General features: G+C 64.7%; 15 protein-coding genes and 1 pseudogene. 9 read left to right on the top strand and 7 right to left on the bottom strand.

Annotation, left to right across the window (positions count from 1 at the left end; genetic code table 11):
- Positions 1-6: 6 nt before the first annotated feature.
- The gene (katG, locus tag ACMDCM_RS13985; RefSeq protein ID WP_412774117.1) at positions 7-2,217 is read left to right on the top strand and encodes a catalase/peroxidase HPI; all 2,211 of its coding nucleotides are present in this window, start codon (positions 7-9) and stop codon (positions 2,215-2,217) included.
- A 226-nt stretch (positions 2,218-2,443) separates the two neighbouring features.
- Positions 2,444-3,037 carry a glutathione S-transferase family protein gene (locus ACMDCM_RS13990; RefSeq protein WP_412774118.1) on the top strand — a complete coding sequence of 198 codons (594 nt, stop codon included), beginning with the start codon at positions 2,444-2,446 and terminating at the stop codon, positions 3,035-3,037.
- 58 nt (positions 3,038-3,095) lie between these two features.
- Here the strand turns inward: ACMDCM_RS13990 and fabI are convergent, their stop codons facing one another.
- The 3 genes from fabI to fabA all read right to left on the bottom strand — a co-directional run bounded on the left by fabI (position 3,096) and on the right by fabA (position 5,936).
- Complete coding sequence (gene fabI / locus ACMDCM_RS13995) at positions 3,096-3,929, bottom strand: enoyl-ACP reductase FabI (protein ID WP_412774119.1); 834 nt, start codon at positions 3,927-3,929, stop codon at positions 3,096-3,098.
- A gap of 171 nt (positions 3,930-4,100) precedes the next feature.
- Entirely contained in the window at positions 4,101-5,324 is a 1,224-nt protein-coding gene (gene fabB / locus ACMDCM_RS14000; protein ID WP_412774120.1) for a beta-ketoacyl-ACP synthase I, read from the bottom strand.
- Positions 5,325-5,411: 87 nt separating this feature from the next.
- Positions 5,412-5,936: a bifunctional 3-hydroxydecanoyl-ACP dehydratase/trans-2-decenoyl-ACP isomerase gene (gene fabA / locus ACMDCM_RS14005; protein WP_412774121.1), complete on the bottom strand. Its 525-nt coding sequence runs from the start codon at positions 5,934-5,936 to the stop codon at positions 5,412-5,414.
- A gap of 682 nt (positions 5,937-6,618) precedes the next feature.
- Here fabA and irrA point away from each other — a divergent pair.
- Positions 6,619-7,110, top strand: coding sequence for an iron response transcriptional regulator IrrA (gene irrA / locus ACMDCM_RS14010; protein WP_412774759.1), 492 nt, complete (start codon positions 6,619-6,621; stop codon positions 7,108-7,110).
- 328 nt (positions 7,111-7,438) lie between these two features.
- Here irrA and ACMDCM_RS14015 read toward each other — a convergent pair whose 3' ends face one another.
- The gene (locus ACMDCM_RS14015) at positions 7,439-7,942 is read right to left on the bottom strand and encodes an SH3 domain-containing protein (protein ID WP_412774122.1); all 504 of its coding nucleotides are present in this window, start codon (positions 7,940-7,942) and stop codon (positions 7,439-7,441) included.
- A 407-nt stretch (positions 7,943-8,349) separates the two neighbouring features.
- Here ACMDCM_RS14015 and ACMDCM_RS14020 point away from each other — a divergent pair, with 407 nt between their 5' ends.
- Positions 8,350-9,351, top strand: coding sequence for a 2-hydroxyacid dehydrogenase (locus ACMDCM_RS14020; protein WP_412774123.1), 1,002 nt, complete (start codon positions 8,350-8,352; stop codon positions 9,349-9,351).
- A 215-nt stretch (positions 9,352-9,566) separates the two neighbouring features.
- On the opposite strand, the pseudogene ACMDCM_RS14025 reads toward ACMDCM_RS14020, so the two are convergent.
- Positions 9,567-10,356 (bottom strand): annotated as a pseudogene (locus ACMDCM_RS14025) (HesA/MoeB/ThiF family protein).
- A 183-nt stretch (positions 10,357-10,539) separates the two neighbouring features.
- Here ACMDCM_RS14025 and ACMDCM_RS14030 point away from each other — a divergent pair.
- Positions 10,540-11,874: a serine protease gene (locus ACMDCM_RS14030; RefSeq protein WP_412774124.1), complete on the top strand. Its 1,335-nt coding sequence runs from the start codon at positions 10,540-10,542 to the stop codon at positions 11,872-11,874.
- Between the two features lie 134 nt (positions 11,875-12,008).
- Here the strand turns inward: ACMDCM_RS14030 and mutM are convergent, their stop codons facing one another.
- On the bottom strand, positions 12,009-12,890 hold the full coding sequence (mutM, locus tag ACMDCM_RS14035) for a bifunctional DNA-formamidopyrimidine glycosylase/DNA-(apurinic or apyrimidinic site) lyase (protein ID WP_412774125.1): 882 nt from the start codon (positions 12,888-12,890) through the stop codon (positions 12,009-12,011).
- A 33-nt stretch (positions 12,891-12,923) separates the two neighbouring features.
- Positions 12,924-13,304, bottom strand: a complete 381-nt coding sequence (locus tag ACMDCM_RS14040; protein ID WP_412774126.1) for a glyoxalase superfamily protein — start codon at positions 13,302-13,304, stop codon at positions 12,924-12,926.
- Between the two features lie 121 nt (positions 13,305-13,425).
- On the opposite strand from ACMDCM_RS14040, the gene ubiE reads away from it, so the two are divergent.
- From ubiE to dut, 4 genes are all read left to right on the top strand, one after another.
- Positions 13,426-14,187 carry a bifunctional demethylmenaquinone methyltransferase/2-methoxy-6-polyprenyl-1,4-benzoquinol methylase UbiE gene (gene ubiE / locus ACMDCM_RS14045; protein WP_412774127.1) on the top strand — a complete coding sequence of 254 codons (762 nt, stop codon included), beginning with the start codon at positions 13,426-13,428 and terminating at the stop codon, positions 14,185-14,187.
- The gene (gene ubiB / locus ACMDCM_RS14050; protein WP_412774128.1) at positions 14,184-15,752 is read left to right on the top strand and encodes a 2-polyprenylphenol 6-hydroxylase; all 1,569 of its coding nucleotides are present in this window, start codon (positions 14,184-14,186) and stop codon (positions 15,750-15,752) included. The genes ubiE and ubiB overlap by 4 nt, the downstream gene beginning before the upstream one ends.
- 67 nt (positions 15,753-15,819) lie before the next feature.
- Positions 15,820-17,247, top strand: coding sequence for a bifunctional phosphopantothenoylcysteine decarboxylase/phosphopantothenate--cysteine ligase CoaBC (gene coaBC / locus ACMDCM_RS14055; RefSeq protein WP_412774129.1), 1,428 nt, complete (start codon positions 15,820-15,822; stop codon positions 17,245-17,247).
- The gene (dut, locus tag ACMDCM_RS14060) at positions 17,244-17,702 is read left to right on the top strand and encodes a dUTP diphosphatase (protein WP_412774130.1); all 459 of its coding nucleotides are present in this window, start codon (positions 17,244-17,246) and stop codon (positions 17,700-17,702) included. The genes coaBC and dut overlap by 4 nt, the downstream gene beginning before the upstream one ends.
- Positions 17,703-17,849: the final 147 nt, after the last annotated feature.

Below are 17,849 nucleotides of genomic sequence, written 5' to 3' on the forward strand. Positions count from 1 at the left end.
ACGAGCATGGACGCAAAGACGAACGACAAGGGCGCTGGCAAATGCCCGGTCACGGGCGGCCGGGGACGGCGCAATCGCGAATGGTGGCCGGAGCAACTCGACGTTCAGGTTCTCCATCACAATTCGAAGCTGTCCGATCCGATGGGCAACGACTTCGACTATGCCAGGGAGTTCGCAACCCTTGATCTGAACGCCGTCATCGACGACCTCAAGGCGCTGATGACGGACTCGCAGGAGTGGTGGCCGGCCGATTTCGGCCACTACGGCGGACTGATGGTTCGACTCGCGTGGCACAGCGCCGGAACCTATCGCATCACCGACGGCCGCGGCGGCGCCGGCGGCGGTCAGCAACGCTTCGCGCCGCTGAACTCGTGGCCGGACAACGTGCTGCTCGACCGCGCGCGCCGCCTGTTGTGGCCGATCAAGCAGAAATACGGCCGTAAGATTTCCTGGGCCGATCTCTACGTTCTCGCCGGCAACGCCGCGCTGGAATCGATGGGCTTCAAGACCTTCGGCTTCGCCGGCGGCCGTATCGACGAATGGGAGCCGCAGGAATTGTTCTGGGGGCCGGAAGGGACGTGGCTGGGCGACGAGCGCTACAGCGGCGAACGCGAACTCGCGGAGCCGCTGGCCGCGGTGCAGATGGGCCTGATCTACGTCAACCCGGAAGGCCCGAACGGCGAGCCGGATCCGATCGCGGCGGCCAAGGACATCCGCGAAACGTTCTTCCGCATGGCGATGAACGACGAGGAGACCGTGGCGCTGATCGCCGGCGGCCACACCTTCGGCAAGACCCACGGCGCCGGCGATGCATCGCTGGTCGGGCCGGCGCCGGAATCGGCCGCGGTCGAGGACCAGGGCCTCGGCTGGAAGAGCAGGTTCGGCACGGGCAAGGGAGCCGATTCGATCGGCAGCGGCCTGGAGGTCACCTGGACGCAAACGCCGACGAAGTGGGACAACAACTTCTTCGACACGCTGTTCAAGTACGAATGGGAATTGACCAAGAGCCCGGCCGGCGCTCACCAGTGGCAGGCGAAAAACGCCCCGGCGATCACGCCCGACGCCCACGACAAGTCGAAGATGCATGTACCGACCATGCTGACGACCGACCTGTCGCTACGCTTCGATCCCATCTACGGAAAGATCTCGAAGCACTTCCACGAGAATCCCGACCAGTTCGCGGACGCCTTCGCCCGCGCATGGTTCAAGCTGACCCATCGCGACATGGGACCGCGCGAGCGCTATCTCGGCCCCCTGGTGCCGAAGGAAGTGCTGCTCTGGCAGGACCCGATCCCGGCCGTTGATCATGAACTCGTCAACGACGCGGACGTCGCAAGCCTGAAAGCGAAGATACTCGCCTCCGGCCTGACGGCGCCGCAACTGATCTCCACCGCCTGGGCCTCGGCCTCGACGTTCCGCGGCACCGACAAGCGCGGCGGCGCCAACGGCGCGCGTATCCGTCTCGCGCCGCAGAAGGACTGGGAGGTCAACCAGCCGGAGCAGTTGAAAACGGTGCTGGCGAAGCTCGAGGCGATTCAGAAGGAGTTCAACGGTTCGGCCGGCGGCGGCCGGAAAATCTCGCTCGCCGACCTGATCGTGCTCGGCGGCAATGCCGCGGTCGAGAAGGCGGCCGGGGACGCCGGGATCGCCGTGAAAGTGCCTTTCACGCCGGGCCGCATGGACACCTCGCAGGAACAGACCGATGTCGAATCGTTCGCTCCGCTGGAGCCGCGCGCCGACGCCTTCCGCAACTACATCAGCAACAGGCACCAGTTCATGGCGCCCGAAGAGGCGATGGTGGACCGCGCGCAACTGCTGAACCTGACGGGGCCGGAGATGACGGTTCTGGTCGGCGGCCTGCGCGTGCTCGGCGCCAATGCCGGAGATTCCAGGCACGGCGTCTTCACCAGCCAGCCGGGCAAGCTGACGAACGACTTCTTCGTCAACCTGCTCACCATGGATACGATATGGCAACCGGCCGGCGACGGGGTCTATGAGGGCCGCGACCGCAAGACCAACGCGCTGAAGTGGACCGCCACCCGCGTCGACCTGATCTTCGGCTCGCACTCGCAGCTTCGCGCCTTCGCCGAAGTCTATGCCTGCGCCGACTCCAGGGAGACGTTCGCAAGGGACTTCGTCGCCGCATGGGCCAAGGTGATGAACGCCGACCGTTTCGATCTCGCGGACCGGCCGCAGACGCTGCAGGCCGCCGAATAAACCCGGCAGCAGGCCGATCAACAGCAAACCTCCGCGATTTTTAGCGGAGGTTTTTTATTCATGGCGTTTTCGAGCCGCGTTTTCGAGCGAAGCATGTCCTCCGGGATTGACCCAAGGAACCGGTTCGCGTGAAGAAACCGCGCCAACAAAACGTGGTCTTGCCGCTCTTGCCCATTTTGGACAATTGCCTCAAAGCAGTCGCCAAATTTCGCTTCGGGAGATTCGCATGAAACTCTATTGGTCGCCGCGCTCACGCTCCTTCACCACGCTGTGGCTGATGGAGGAAACCGGCCAGCCTTACGAGCGCGTGCTCACGGATATTTCCACGGGCGCGAACAAGACGCCGGACTATCTTGCGATCAACCCGATGGGCAAGGTGCCCGCGCTGGTGGATGGCGACGTTGCGGTGGCGGAAGCGGCGGCAATTTGCGCTTACGTCGCGGACCGTTATCCGCAGGCCAAGCTCGCGCCGCCCATCGGCGATCCGCGGCGCGCCAAATATCTGCAATGGATGTTCTTCGCGCCGGGCTGCATCGAGCCGGCGATCCTGCAGGCCTATCTCAAGTTCGAGATTCCGACCGGAAGCGCGGCATGGGGCAGCACCACGCAAACCTTCGACGTTCTCGATCAGGCTCTGGAGAAAGGGCCGTGGCTGCTCGGCAACGATTTCACGGCGGCCGATGTCGCCATCGGCGCGGGCATGAATTACGCCATCCGCATGTTCAAGATGGTGCCGTCGCGTCCATCGTTCGATCGCTACATCGAGGCCTGCGTGGCCCGGCCGGCGTTTCAACGCGCGGAAAAAATCGCGGCGGGATGATTCAACTTCTTCCCTTGTGGAAGAGCGGCGATGCGGCTTGCCGCACCGCTTTGGAGAGCTACTTCGCCGTGTCGTTCGGCGTTCCGTTGCTCATGCCTTCGCTGCGCAGCGCGTCGGGTTGGGGCATCGCGATGATGTTGTAGCCGGAATCGACGAAATGAATCTCGCCGGTGACGCCGCTCGACAGATCCGACAACAAATAAAGGCCGGCGCCGCCGAGTTCGTCGAGACTGACGCCGCGCCGGCGCGGCGAATGCTTCTGCTGGAACGCGAACATGAAGCGCGCATCGCCGATGCCGGCGCCGGCCAGCGTGCGGATCGGGCCGGCCGAAATGGCATTGACGCGGATGTTCTGCCCGCCGAAATCGACTGCCAGATAGCGCACCGACGCTTCGAGCCCTGCCTTGGCCACGCCCATCACGTTGTAGTTCGGCATCGCGCGGTCGCCGCCGTTGTAGGTCAGCGTAAGCATGCTGCCGCCGTCCGGCATCAGCGCGGCCGCGCGTTTGGCGGCCTCGGTGAAGGCGAAACAGGAGATCAGCATGGTCCGCGTGAAATTCTCCCGCGTGGTGTCGGCGTAGCGGCCGTTCAGTTCGCTTTTGTCCGAGAAGGCGATGGCGTGAACCAGGAAATCCATCCTGCCCCAGGCCTTGCCGATATCGGCGAACACCTTGTCGACCGAGGCGACGTCCTCGACATCGCACGGCAGCACCAGGCTCGCGCCGACCGATTCGGCCAGCGGCCTGACCCGCTTGGCCAGCGCCTCGCCCTGGTAGGTGAAGGCCAGTTCCGCGCCGTGCGCCGCCAGTGTCTTGGCGATGCCCCAGGCGATCGAGTGGTCGTTGGCGACCCCCATGATCAGGCCACGCTTGCCTTGCATCAGGTGTGTCATGCGAGACTCCGTCCTGCCCGCCCCAAGCCGGGCATCCACGCCGTTGCGACGCGGATATGTTGGAAGATTTGGATGGCCGGCCATCCGCGCAAGACATGCTTCGCGCTTCAGCCCGGTCTTTACGAAATCGGTACTGCGACAGCCGCTCTTGCGAGGAGCCGCACAAACAGATCAAGCATCCAGTCGTTTGAATACCAGCGTGGCATTGGTGCCGCCGAAGCCGAATGAATTCGACATCACCGTGCCAATTCTGGCGTTGTCGATACGCTTACGCACGATCGGCATGTCCGCGAACACCGGATCGAGTTCGGTGATATTGGCGCTTTCGCAGATAAAGCCGTTATTCATCATCAGCAGCGAATAGATCGCCTCCTGCACGCCGGTCGCGCCGAGCGAGTGGCCCGTCAGCGACTTGGTGGCGGAAATCGGCGGACACGCCTCGCCGGTGCCGAACACCTTGCGGATCGCCTCGATTTCCGGAGGGTCGCCGGCCGGCGTCGAGGTCGCATGCGGGTTGATGTAGTCGACTTTGGTTTTCACCGTCGACATCGCCATTCTCATGCAGCGCTCGGCGCCCTCGCCCGACGGCGCGACCATGTCGTAACCGTCGGACGTCGCGCCGTAGCCGACGACCTCGCCATAGATGCGCGCGCCGCGGGCCTTGGCGTGTTCGAGCTCTTCCAGCACCACCACGCCGGCGCCGCCGGCGATCACGAAGCCGTCGCGGCTGACGTCATAGGCCCGCGACGCCGTCGCCGGCGTGTCGTTGTATTTCGAGGACATCGCGCCCATGGCGTCGAACAGCACCGACAGCGACCAGTCGAGTTCCTCGCAGCCGCCGGCGAAAACGATGTCCTGCTTGCCGATCTGAATGGTCTCGTAGGCATTGCCGATGCAGTGATTGGAGGTCGCGCAGGCCGACGAGATCGAATAGTTGACGCCCTTGATCTTGAACCACGTTGCGAGCGTCGCCGAGGCGGTGGACGACATCGCCTTGGGCACCGCGAACGGGCCGACGCGCTTGGGTCCCTTGCTGCGGGTGATGTCGGCCGCTTCCACGATGGTGCGCGCGGACGGGCCGCCGGAACCCATGATGATCCCGGTGCGCTCGTTGGAGACGTCATCGGGCTCCAGACCCGAATCGCGGATCGCCTGCTCCATCGCGACGTGATTCCATGCCGCGCCCTCCGCCAGGAAACGCATCGCGCGGCGATCGATCACATCGGCGGGATTGAGCGTCGGCGCGCCCTGCACCTGGGAGCGAAAGCCGAGTTCCGCATACTTCTCAGCGCGCGTGATGCCGGACTTCGCCTCATACAGACTGGACAGCACCTCCTGAGTGTTGTTTCCGATGGACGAGACGACGCCCATCCCCGTGACGACAACCCTCCTCATGATCTCCTCGCACTATCGTTACGCTGTCTCATGAAGGCACCTTCGTCAAAAATCCGAAACACATCGACCGGCCGGAGCCATCGGCGCTTACGTTCCCGGCGCGGCATCCTGCTTGAACAGACCGACCTTCAGGTCTTTCGCGCGATAGATAATATCGTCATCGGCGGAAAGCCACCCGTCCGCGATCCCGAGCACCAGCTTCGAGCGCATCACGCGCTTGACGTCGACATTGTACACGACCTTGCGGACGTGCGGCAGCACCTGACCGGTGAACTTGAGATCGCCGAGACCGAGCGCGCGGCCACGGCCTTCGCCGCCGGTCCAGCCGAGATAGAATCCGACCATCTGCCACAGCGCGTCGAGGCCAAGACAGCCCGGCATCACCGGATCGCCCTTGAAGTGACAGCCGAAGAACCAGAGGTCGGGTTTCACGTCGAGCTCGGCGCGGATCAACCCCTTGCCGAACTCTCCGCCGTCCTCGGTGATCTCGGTGATCCGGTCGAACATCAGCATCGGCGGCAACGGCAACTGGGCATTTCCAGGTCCAAACAATTCGCCCCGGCCGCAAGCCAGCAAACCCTCGTAATCATAGCTGCCTCGCCGATCCTGCATACTGCCTGGCCTTTCTTTCATCGGGGAATGACGGTGCGCAAAAACGCCAAACGCGACTTTCGCGTGCGACAAGCGCCGGTCTCGGATCGGCGCCGCGGAGGTCTCTAACACAGGGTCCGGAGAAGGGTAAAGCAAGGCTGGCGGGGCGGTTCAGACGTTCGCTTCATTGCCAATCGACTCCGTCAAGCGACCTTCTGACCCCAAACCACGCTAGATCATAGAGTTGCTGGCGTCCCTTTGATTCCGACGTCCGCATCAAAGGTTCTGCAAGGGTCCGCGAACTTCGGAATCGGGACACCCGCGCCCTGAATCCGCTGTCGGATGTCCTCGCAGCAATCCCGACATGCGACTTGAAACAATGGGCGCCGGCAGGCTTGCGATTCGCGCATGCGGTCCCAACTCGAAGGCTGGTGCCGAGGACGCGTGGAGACATCCTGGGAAGCCTGATTTTTCAGGCCGGAGCACCGGCTCGCGGCTCAAATAAGAAGTAATTGATATATATGGATAACTTCGTCATCAACTGGCTCGATCCCGGTCGAGATCGCGTTGCCGCGAGATCAGTTTGGAGCCGTTCTAGTTGCGAAAAACTTGCATCTGGGTATGGTTTTTTCTATAGTTTCCAATGGTCGCGGGTAGATAAAGTCTAACGGCGTCGACGAGCTTTCAGGTGCATGGCGTGAGTATGAACGAAAATATCGTGATGGTGGCCGAGGACGAGCACGGAGTTGCGGCGATCCGTCACGGACGGCAGCCGACGCTGACGGGCTGCCCCTGGCACGACGTCAACGAAATGCTGCAGTCGGTCGGCCTTCGGCCCACGAGACAGCGCATGGCGCTGGGCTGGCTGCTGTTCGGCAAGGGCGCACGCCATCTCACGGCGGAAATGCTCTACGAAGAAGCGACCATCGCCAAGGTTCCGGTCTCGCTCGCCACGGTTTACAACACCCTCAATCAGTTGACCGATGCCGGACTGCTGCGCCAGGTCAGCGTCGACGGCACCAAGACCTATTTCGATACCAACGTCACCTCGCACCATCACTTCTATCTCGAGAACAATCACGAGCTGGTCGATATCCCCGACCCGCATCTGGTGTTGCAGAAGATGCCGACCGTGCCGGAAGGTTACGAGATCAGCCGCATCGACATGGTGGTGCGGTTGCGCAAGAAGCGCTGAGCAAGCGCGATGTCAGGCGCGGGCTAAAGCGCTTTCAAGCGAAGCATGTCGCCGGGCTTGACCCGAGGATGGCTGTCGGTTCGCGTGAAGAAAACGCGTCAAAACAAAAAGCTGGCGTCAGGCTTGATTCCATCAAAGCCGGAATGGCGCTAAAAGCGCGAAGCGCGTCTTTTGATCCTGGATGACCGGCGCATCCATCAATCTTCAATCGGTCCTTTCGCGACGTGACGGATTGCCGGGTCATGAAGCGACGCCGTCTTCGAACGGCGATGCCCGCCAATGACGGTACGATTTTGCAGCAAAGTCGGCGGCGACCGCGACGCGACGTTCAGTCGATGTTTTCGTCGGCATAGACGCCCCAGAGGCGCTGCTGCTGGATCCAGCCGTCAAAGCCGTTCCCCGCGATGTGGCACCATCCCTTCGCGCAATGCTTGACCTGCGCCACCACGCCGGCCTGCAAGCGGGCCGCCACCGCGCTCCGGGTATCGGCGCTGGTATAGAGCAGCGCCAAGTCGCCCTTGGTCTTCATCGTAACGACCGCGGTGCGGCGGCCGGACAGCAGCGAGTGATAGACCCAGCCCTCGGCTCCCTCCGAATCGCGGATGCGGCGCCAGTTCTCGAATTCCGCGGTGATTTCGACGGGGAGTCCGGCCTTGGTGTAGATCCAGTTGACGTCGTTGTCCTTGGTCGGGCCGGCGCGCACGTTCACGTGGTCGGATTTCAGGCTCACATAACGCGGTATCGGGAGCCCGCTCGCGGACAGCGCGGAGTCCCTGGCGTCGGCGGCCGCTTCAAACGCGACCACGCTCACCAGCGCCGTCGCAACCGCCATTGACGAGAAAAGCCGTTTCACCCTCATCACCCGCCCCCTTGCGAAAACCCGCCATGCCGCCGATCCAGGCCAGCCCGTGTTCCGGGCCGGGGGTTCTTGTCTTGGCCCGGCCTTCTGATAGAGAGGGACCAAATACCGGGCGACCGGAGAACCCGGGGAAGCTGCACGGAAGATGCGAGGGACCCAGGAAGCCAGGGAGACAGACGCCCGAAATCTGCAGGCGGCTGCAGTTTCGAACAATCGGGTTAACGGGGATTGAACGGTCCGTCGGCCGAACCCGAATTCACCGGATTGTGCGGCCGTCTCGGAGCCGTTCCGGAAATCGCAACACTTGAGCGGGATGACGAAAAGTGCGTCGCGGTTTTCCGCTCGCATCCTGCTCCAAAGATAGTGGAATCGAGCAACAGATGCCGGTGAAGAAGAAGCCTCTGGTCGTCGTCACGCGCAAGCTGCCGGATTCGATCGAGACCCGCATGCGCGAACTGTTCGACGCGCGGCTCAATCTCGACGACCAGCCGATGACGCCGGAACAGCTCATCGACGCCGTCCGCTCCGCGGATATCCTTGTCTCCACGGTGACCGACGACATCACCGCGGCCGTGCTGAATCAACCGGACTGCAAGCTGAGGCTGATCGCGCAGTTCGGCAACGGCGTCGACAATATCGATGTCGTCGCCGCGCACGAGCGCGGCATCACCGTCACCAACACGCCGAAAGTTCTCACCGAAGACACCGCCGACATGACCATGGCGCTGATTCTGGCGGTGCCGCGCCGCTTCATCGAGGGCGCGGCGCTATTGACCGCCGGCGGCGACTGGCCGGGCTGGTCGCCGACCTGGATGCTCGGCCGGCGGCTGGGCGGCAAGCGGCTCGGCATCATCGGCATGGGCCGCATCGGCCAGGCGGTGGCGCGCCGCGCCCGCGCTTTTGGCCTGCAGATCCACTACCACAACCGCAAACCTGTGGCGCCGAAGATCGCCGACGAGCTTGGCGCGACCTACTGGGATTCGCTCGACCAGATGCTGGCGCGGATGGACATCATCTCGGTGAACTGTCCGCATACCCCGGCCACCTTCCATCTGTTGTCGGCGCGCCGCCTCAAGCTGATCCGCAAGGACGCCTACATCGTCAACACCGCGCGCGGCACCGTCATCGACGAGGATACGCTGACCAGGCTGATCGAGGCCGGCGAGATCGCAGGCGCGGCGCTCGACGTGTTCGAGCACGAACCCGCCGTCAACCCGCGGCTGGTCCGCCTCGCCAAGGCCGGCAAGGTGGTGCTGCTGCCGCATATGGGCTCGGCCACCATCGAGGGCCGCGTCGAGATGGGCGAGAAGGTCATCATCAACATCCGCACCTTCCTCGACGCCCACAAGCCGCCGGACCGCGTGCTGCCGAGCATGTTGTGAAGGCATTGAGGCGCGTAGCGGCCACCGTTTCACCCTCTCCCGCAAGGGGAGAGGGTTTCGGCGTCAGCGATACGCGCTCAAATCGGTGATGGTCGGATGATCGCCGTTGAGCGGGTTCGACGGATCGCGCCGGTAGTGCAGCGTCTCGAACCGCATCGCGCGCGCGTCCACCATCAACAGGGCGGCTTAGTCGAATCTCCGACACTCATGGAGCGTCAGCGATACGCGCTCAAATCGGTGATGGTCGGGTGATCGCCGTTGAGCGGGTTCGACGGATCGCGCCGGTAGTGCAGCGTCTCGAACCGCATCGCGCGCGCATAGCCGCCCCACCAGCCCCTCGCCGAATCCGACGATCTCGCGAATGACCTCCAGCGCCGTCATCGAACCCAGCACGCCGGCCAGCGCGCCGACGATTCCGGCCTGCTGGCAGCTCGGCACCGTGCCCTCGGGCGGCGGTTCGGGGAAAAGGCAGCGATAGGTCGGGTTGAACTCGCCGTCGGCATTTTTTTCGTGAGCGCGGATCGTCGTCAGCGTGCCGTCGAACACACCCAACGCGGCGGTGACCAGCGGCTTTCTCGCCAGAAAGCAGGCATCCGCCACCAGATAGCGCGTGGCGAAATTGTCCGAGCCGTCGGCGACAAGGTCATAATCCGCCAGCAGCGACAGCGCGTTCGCCGCATCCAGCCGCATGTGGTGGGCGCGGAATACGACGTGCGGGTTGAGCGCGCGGATCTTGTCCGCGGCGCTTTCGACCTTGGGACTGCCGATGTCCGGCGTCGCGTGAATGATCTGGCGCTGCAGATTCGACAGCGTCACCACGTCGTCGTCGATCACGCCGAGCGTGCCGACACCGGCGGCGGCCAGATACATCAACGCCGGCGCGCCGAGACCGCCGGCTCCGATCATCAGCACGCGCGCGTTGCGCAACGCGTTCTGGCCGGGGCCACCGACCTCGCGCATCACGATGTGGCGGGCATAGCGTTCAAGTTCGTCGGCGCTCAGCATCGTCCCTGTCGTTCTCGTATCTCGATCCAGCGCCGCACACAGGCCCGAACCCGAGGGCCGCTGTTACCGACCACGCGAATGTGTTTCAATATAGCGTTTTCGAGCAAAGTGGAATCCGGTTCGCGTGAAGAAAACGCGTCAGACCAAGACTCTAGCGCCGTTTCAACGGAGACGAAAGCTGTCATGCGAGCGACGATCGCCGCAGTATTGATGATCGCGATCACCGCGATTTGCGCCGAGGCACGGCCTGCCGGCACGGTCGGACGCGCCGAGCCGAAACCGGCGCCCACCCACCCCGCGGTGCAAACTCCGGCCGATACCGCCAAGGCCATGACGCAGGCGGAGCGGCAGGCGCTGCAGTCCGACCTGGCATGGACCGGCCACTACAACGGCCTCATCAACGGCGAGGTCAGCGACCGTTTGATCGCAGCGATCAAGACCTTCCAGAAAGACCGTGGCGGCAAGCAGACCGGCGTGCTCAACCCGCAGGAACGCAGCGTGTTGACCACGGCCGCGCGGAAGGCGCGGAGCAATGCCGGCTGGAAGACCGTCACCGATGCCGCGACCGGCGTTCGGCTCGGCCTGCCGACGCGGCTGGCGCCGCGGCAGTCGAGCGCGGGCGACGGCACGACATGGCGTTCGGCGACCGGCACCATCCGGATCCTGCTGACGCGCCGCAAGGACGCCGGCCTCACCACCGCGAAACTCGCCGAGTCCGAGCGAAAGGAACCGGCCGGGCGCAAGCTCGATTACAGCACGGTCAAGCCGGATTTCTTCGTGCTGTCGGGCATGCAGGGCCTGAAGAAATTCTACGTGCGCGGCCAGCTTCAGGGCGGCGAGGCGCGCGTCCTGACCATCCTCTACGATCAGGCCACCGAAGGCATCATGGAGCCCGTGGTGATCGCGATGTCGAGCGCGTTCGATCCGTTTCCCGCGGATGGTCCGCCGCCGCGCAAGATTGTGGAGTACGGGACGGGCGTCATCGTCAGCAGCGACGGCGCGATCGTCACCGGCAGCGACGTCGCCGACGAATGCCGGTCGATCGTCGTCGCGGGCCACGGCAACGCCGAGAGGATCGCAAGCGACAAGGATCACGGCCTCGCGCTGCTGCGCATCTACGGCGCGCATGGATTGAAGCCGATCGCGCTCGATGGCGGCTCAGCCAAGGGCAGCCTCGAACTCGTCGGCATCACCGACCCGCAAAACCAGGGCGGCGGCTCCGCGGTGAGCCGCGTCAAGACATCGGTTGCGCAAGGAGGAGGCAGCGAACCGGCGCTATCTCCAGCGCCCGCGCCCGGTTTTTCCGGCGCTGCCGCACTCGACGCAAGCGGAAAGTTCGCGGGTCTCGTGCTGTTGAAGCCGGCGACGGTCGCCGGCCCCGCCGTGCAGACCGCCGAGGCCGTGCTCGCTCCCGCCGAGACCGTGCGGGCATTTCTGAAAGCGAACAAGGTGACGCCTGCAAGCGAATCGTCCGACGCCAAAGCCGCGGTGGTCCGCGTGATCTGCGTGCGGAAGTAGGCGACTGAAATGAAGAGCATCACGTCATTGCGAGCGTAGCGAAGCAATCCAGACGTTCTTTTGCTCTGGATTGCTTCGCTACGCTCGCAATGACGCATTGAGGCTCTTCAACCGTAACTCATCTCGGTTTGCTCCTACTTCTGACAACTCGGGCACCAGAACGTCGAGCGCCCGTTCTGGGTGAAGCGCTTCACCGTGCCCTTGCATCCGGGGGTGCGGCACTTGTCGCCCTCGCGGTCGTAGACCTGAAACGAATGCTGGAAGTAGCCGAGTTCGCCCGTGGTCTGCCGATGGTCGCGCAACGAGGAGCCGCCGGCCTTGATCGCCTGGTTGAGCACATCGTGAATGGCCTCGACCAGCCGGCCGGCGCGCCCGGACGGCGCGCCCGTTTTCAGGGCCAGCGTCGCGGCGAGACGGCGCGGCGACAGATGCGCGCGAAACAGCGCCTCGCAGACATAGATATTGCCGAGCCCCGCGACCACGCGCTGGTCGAGCAGCGCGGCCTTCAGGCTGGTTTTCTTGTCGCGGCACGAACGCGCCAGCATCGCCGCGTCGAATGCGTTGCCGAGCGGCTCCGGACCGAGCCCTTTCAGCAGCGGCTCGTCGTCGAGCGCCTCGCGGGCGACGACCTTCATATAGCCGAAGCGGCGCGGATCGTTGAACACGATCTCGGCGCCGGACGACATCGTAAAACTCACGTGATCGTGGGCGCGTCTCTCATCGCGCGGAAAATGAAAATCGCCCGGCGCCGTGGCGCCCGCCGCATCGATCACACGGAACGAGCCGGACATGCCCAGGTGCATCAGCAGCACGTCGCCGGATGCGAGGTCCGCCAGCAGGTATTTTGCGCGCCGCCCGAGCCCGGTCACGGCCTGCCCTTCCAGGCGGGCGACGAAATCTTTCTGGAACGGAAAGCGCAGGTCCTTGCGACGGGCCTCGGCGCGCAGGATGGTCGCGCCTTCCATCGCGGGCTGCAAGCCGCGGCGCACGGTTTCGACCTCGGGCAGTTCGGGCATCGGTCGGCTCGGTTCGTATGATTGTTCGGCGTCCTATTCCGTCTCCGCCTCACGCTCGCTGAAAACCAGCCCGTTGTAGAACGGGTCGGTCACGGTCATGGTGGTGGCGCCCCAGGGCTGACGGACCAGCCCGGGCCGCGCATAACCATATTGTTTGGCCAACAGCCTCGCCTGGTACTCGGCAAGCCCCGTCGTCTCGATGATGACCCGCGCGCCGGGCGCGCAGTCGCCGTGATGCTCGCTGAGATGCAACACCACCGAGTCCAGCGAAAGGCCCATGTAGAGCGGCAGGTCCGGCTCGAACCGATGCTCGAAATCGACCTTGAAGCCGAGAAAATCGAGGTAAAATTCCCGCGCCTTGCGGATATCGAACATTCGCAGGATCGGGGTTGCGCTGGTGAACTGCGTGGGCATGGCGCTTTCTCTCGATGTCGCCGGTTAACCACTGTCGGACGGCGATCCGTCTTCAGATGGACCTCGCTTGTAGCGCAGCGCAGCATGGCAGGCTATGGTCCGGACCATGGAGAGCACGGGCATGGATGGAAAGGACCAGACGACGCATTTCGGCTTCAGGGACGTTGCCGTGGAGGACAAGCAGCCGCTGGTGAACGAGGTGTTCCACAGCGTGGCGCGGCGCTACGACCTGATGAACGACCTGATGTCCGGCGGGCTGCACCGCGTCTGGAAGGACGTGATGATCACGGCGCTGAACCCGCCGCGCGGCGATGCACCGTTCGCGCTGCTCGACGTCGCCGGCGGCACCGGCGATATCGCCTTTCGCGCGGCCAAGGCCGCCGGCCGCGGATTCCGGGCCACCGTCTGCGACATTAATCCGGACATGCTCGCGGTCGGCCGCGAGCGCGCGGTCAAGGCGCATCTCGATGATCGGGTATCGTTCGTCGAAGGCAACGCCGAAACATTGGCATTCGCGGACCGCAGTTTCGACGCCTACACCATCGCGTTCGGAATCCGCAACGTGCCGCGCATCGATGCCGCGCTGCGCGAGGCGTTTCGGGTGCTGAAGCCGGGCAGCCGGTTTCTCTGCCTCGAATTCTCCACCGTCGACGTGCCCGGCCTCGAGAAGATCTACGAGCTGTTTTCCTTCAAGGTGATCCCGCCGCTCGGCCGCGCCGTCACCGGCGATGCCGGCTCCTATCAGTATCTCGTCGAATCGATCCGCAAGTTTCCGAAGCCCGACGCCTTCGCCGACATGATCCGCGACGCCGGCTTTGCGCGGGTCAACTGGCAGATTCTCTCCGGCGGCATCGTCGCGCTGCATTCGGGCTGGCGTTTGTGATCTCCGCATTGACCCATGCCGCGCGGCTGGCGCGCGCCGCGTTCGTGTTCGCGCGCGAGGGCGTGTTCGGCGTGGTCGATCCCTCGCTGGTGCCGCCGCCCGGACAACTCGCGCTGCGCATGGCCCGCCTGATCGAGCGCCGCGGCGCGAAATCCGGACCGCGGCTGTCACGGGCGCTGACCCGACTCGGGCCGGCCTATCTCAAGCTCGGACAGTTCCTCGCCACGCGGCCCGACGTCGTCGGCGTCGTGATGGCGCGCGATCTGGAAAGCCTGCAGGACCGCCTGCCGCCGTTTTCGCAAGCGGAGGCCGAAGCGGTGGTCGCGGCCGCGCTGGAAAAACCGGTCACGGACGCCTTCGCAAGTTTCGGACCTTCGGTGGCGGCGGCCTCGATCGCGCAGGTTCATCGCGGCGAGGTCGAGAAGGACGGCGCCCGCAGGCAGGTCGCGATCAAGGTGCTGCGGCCCAACGTCGCCGCGCGCTTCCGCCGCGACCTGGCCGATTTCTTCTTCGTCGCCAACCAGGCCGAAGTCTATTCCGCCGAAGCGCGACGGCTGCGCCTGGTCGAAGTCATCAACACCATGTCGCGATCCGTGGCGATGGAAATGGACCTGCGGCTGGAAGCGGCCGCGCTGTCGGAGATGGCGGAGAACACCCGCGACGATCCCGACTTCCGCGTCCCCACGGTCGACTGGGACCGCACCACCCACAACGTGCTGACGATGGAGTGGATCGACGGCATCGCGCTGAACGATCATGCGCGCCTTGCGCAATCGCACGTCGACCTGCCCGAACTCGGCCGCAAGGTGATCCAGAGCTTCCTGCGCCATGCGCTGCGCGACGGCTTCTTCCACGCCGACATGCATCCCGGCAATCTGTTCCTCGACAAGTCGGGCCGGCTGGTCGCCGTGGACTTCGGCATCATGGGGCGGCTCGGGCTGAAAGAGCGGCGCTTCCTCGCCGAGATCCTGCTCGGCTTCATCACGCGCGACTATCGCCGCGTCGCCGAGGTGCACTTCGAGGCCGGCTACGTGCCGAGCCATCACTCGGTGGAGAATTTCGCGCAAGCCATCCGCGCCATCGGCGAGCCGATCCACAATCGCACCGCCGAGGAAATCTCGATGGCCAAGCTGCTGACGCTGCTGCTCGAGGTCACCGGCCTGTTCGACATGCAGACGCGCCCCGAACTGATCCTGCTGCAGAAGACCATGGTGGTGGTCGAAGGCGTGGCGCGCAGCTTCGATCCCAGGCTGGACATCTGGACGGTGGCCGATCCCGTGGTGCGCGAATGGATCACGCAGAACCTTGGCCCGATGGGCCGGATGCAGAGCGCGGTGGCGGGCGCCGGCGAGCTTGGCCGGGTGCTCGGCGGGCTGCCGGCGATCGCTGCGCGAACGGTCTCCCTCATCGAGCAGTTCGAGACGATGGCGCGCGAAGGGCTGACATTGGGGCCTCACACGATCGCGGAGATCAAGCGGGCCGAGGCGCGCAGCCACCGCTGGAGCATCCTGGCGCTCTGGGTCATCGCGGCCGCGCTGGTCGGCCTGCTCTGGACCGCGCATTAGATCCATTTGATTGCAGTGATGTCATATTTTTGCTATCAATGATGGCGCGTTTGACCGCAGGAGCGTCATGGCCAGCCTGACCGTCCGCAAACTCGACGACGCCATCAAGACCGGGCTGCGGCTGCGCGCCGCCCGCAACGGACGTTCCGTTGAGGACGAGGTCCGCGTTATCCTGAGGGAGGCCGCGACCGCCCCCGACGCCACCGGCAATCGGCTATCCTGCAGCGCAACAGTCAGGGCCGATCAAAATTCACTCCATGGATCCAGTGACTTGTACAGCGTGACGCTGATTATCGGAGGCGGCATCGCGGCCTATAAATCGCTCGACCTGATCCGTCGGCTGAAGGAACGCGGCTTTATTGTGCATTGCGTCATGACAAATGCTGCGCAGCAATTCGTCACCCCGCTGAGCGCCAGCGCGCTGTCGCACACCCGCGTCCACACCGACCTGTTCGATCCCGGCAGCGAATTCGATGCCGGCCATATCAGGCTCGCGCGCGACTGCGACCTGATCGTCGTCGCCCCCGCCACCGCCGACCTGATGGCAAAGATGGCGCATGGCCTGGCCTCCGACCTCGCCACCGCGATCCTGCTCGCCGCCGACAAGCCGATCCTGCTAGCGCCGGCGATGAATCCGCTGATGTGGAACAACCCGGCGACGCGCCGCAACGTCGCGCAACTCATCCGCGACGGGGTCGCCATGATCGGTCCCAATGCCGGCGAGATGGCCGAAGCGGGCGAGACCGGCATCGGCCGCATGGCGGAGCCGACGGAGATCGCGACCGCCGCCGAGCGGATTCTCAGGCCCGCGCGCCCGCAGCCCCTCAAGGGTCGCCGCGTGCTGGTCACCGCCGGACCGACCTTCGAGCCGATCGATCCGGTGCGCTATATCGCCAACCGCTCCTCGGGCAAGCAGGGCTTTGCCATCGCGGCTGCGGCACAGGCGGCCGGGGCCGACGTGACGCTGATCGCAGGCCCGGTCGGCCTCGACGATCCCGCTGACGTCACCGTGAAGCATGTCGAATCGGCGCGCGAGATGCTGGTGGCCGTCGAGACCTCGCTGCCAACGGACGTCGCGATCTTCACCGCCGCGGTCGCCGACTGGCGCGTCGCGCACGAAGGCGCGCAGAAACTGAAGAAGACCGCGACCGGAATGCCGCCGCTGCAACTGGTCGAGAACCCGGACATCCTCGCAACCATCTCGAACCTGCGCGAGAACCGGCCGGCGCTGGTGATCGGCTTCGCCGCCGAGACCGAGCATCTGATCGACAACGCGACGGCGAAGTTCGCGCGCAAGGGCTGCGACTGGATGGTCGCCAACGACGTCTCGCCCGCAACCGGCGTGATGGGCGGCGACCGCAACACGGTGCATCTGCTGACGCGTGAGAGCGACGGCGAGATCAAGACCGAGTCCTTTCCCCTCATGACCAAGGAAGAGGTTGCCGCGATGTTGATCGAACGCATCGTCCCGGCCGTGACGGATCAGCCGGCATGAGCGGACCGATCAAGGTCGACGTCCTGCAACTGCCTCATGCCGAAGGTCTTCCGCTGCCGGCCTACCAGAGCAGCCAGGCCGCCGGCCTCGACCTGCTGGCCGCGGTTCCGGAGCAGGCGCCGCTGGTGCTCGCAGCCGGACAATACGCGATGGTCCCGACCGGGCTTGCCATCGCGCTGCCCGAGGGATTCGAGGCGCAGGTGCGGCCGCGCTCCGGCCTCGCCGCAAGGCATGGCGTCACCGTGCTGAATTCGCCCGGCACCGTGGATGCCGACTATCGCGGCGAGATCAATGTGCTTCTTGTGAATCTCGGTCAGGAGGCGTTCACCATCCGGCGCGGCGAGCGCATCGCGCAGATGATCGTGGCGCCGGTGACGCGCGCGGAACTCGCACGCGCCGATTCGCTCTCGGCCACCGCGCGCGGCAGCGGCGGATTCGGTTCGACGGGACGTTAATTGCTCTCCAAGACATAGACCGTCCGCTCGCGAAATCGATTCAATTTTACAACAATCGTTTCGGAAATGTCGCGGCCGGGCATTTTTCCATCGCCGGATTCCCGTTCACGGTCTGGACTCTTACCCCTCGACTCAGCTTGAGGATAT

Origin of the sequence: Nitrobacter sp. (assembly GCF_047149785.1) — a bacterium.
Taxonomy (GTDB): Bacteria; Pseudomonadota; Alphaproteobacteria; order Rhizobiales; family Xanthobacteraceae; genus Nitrobacter.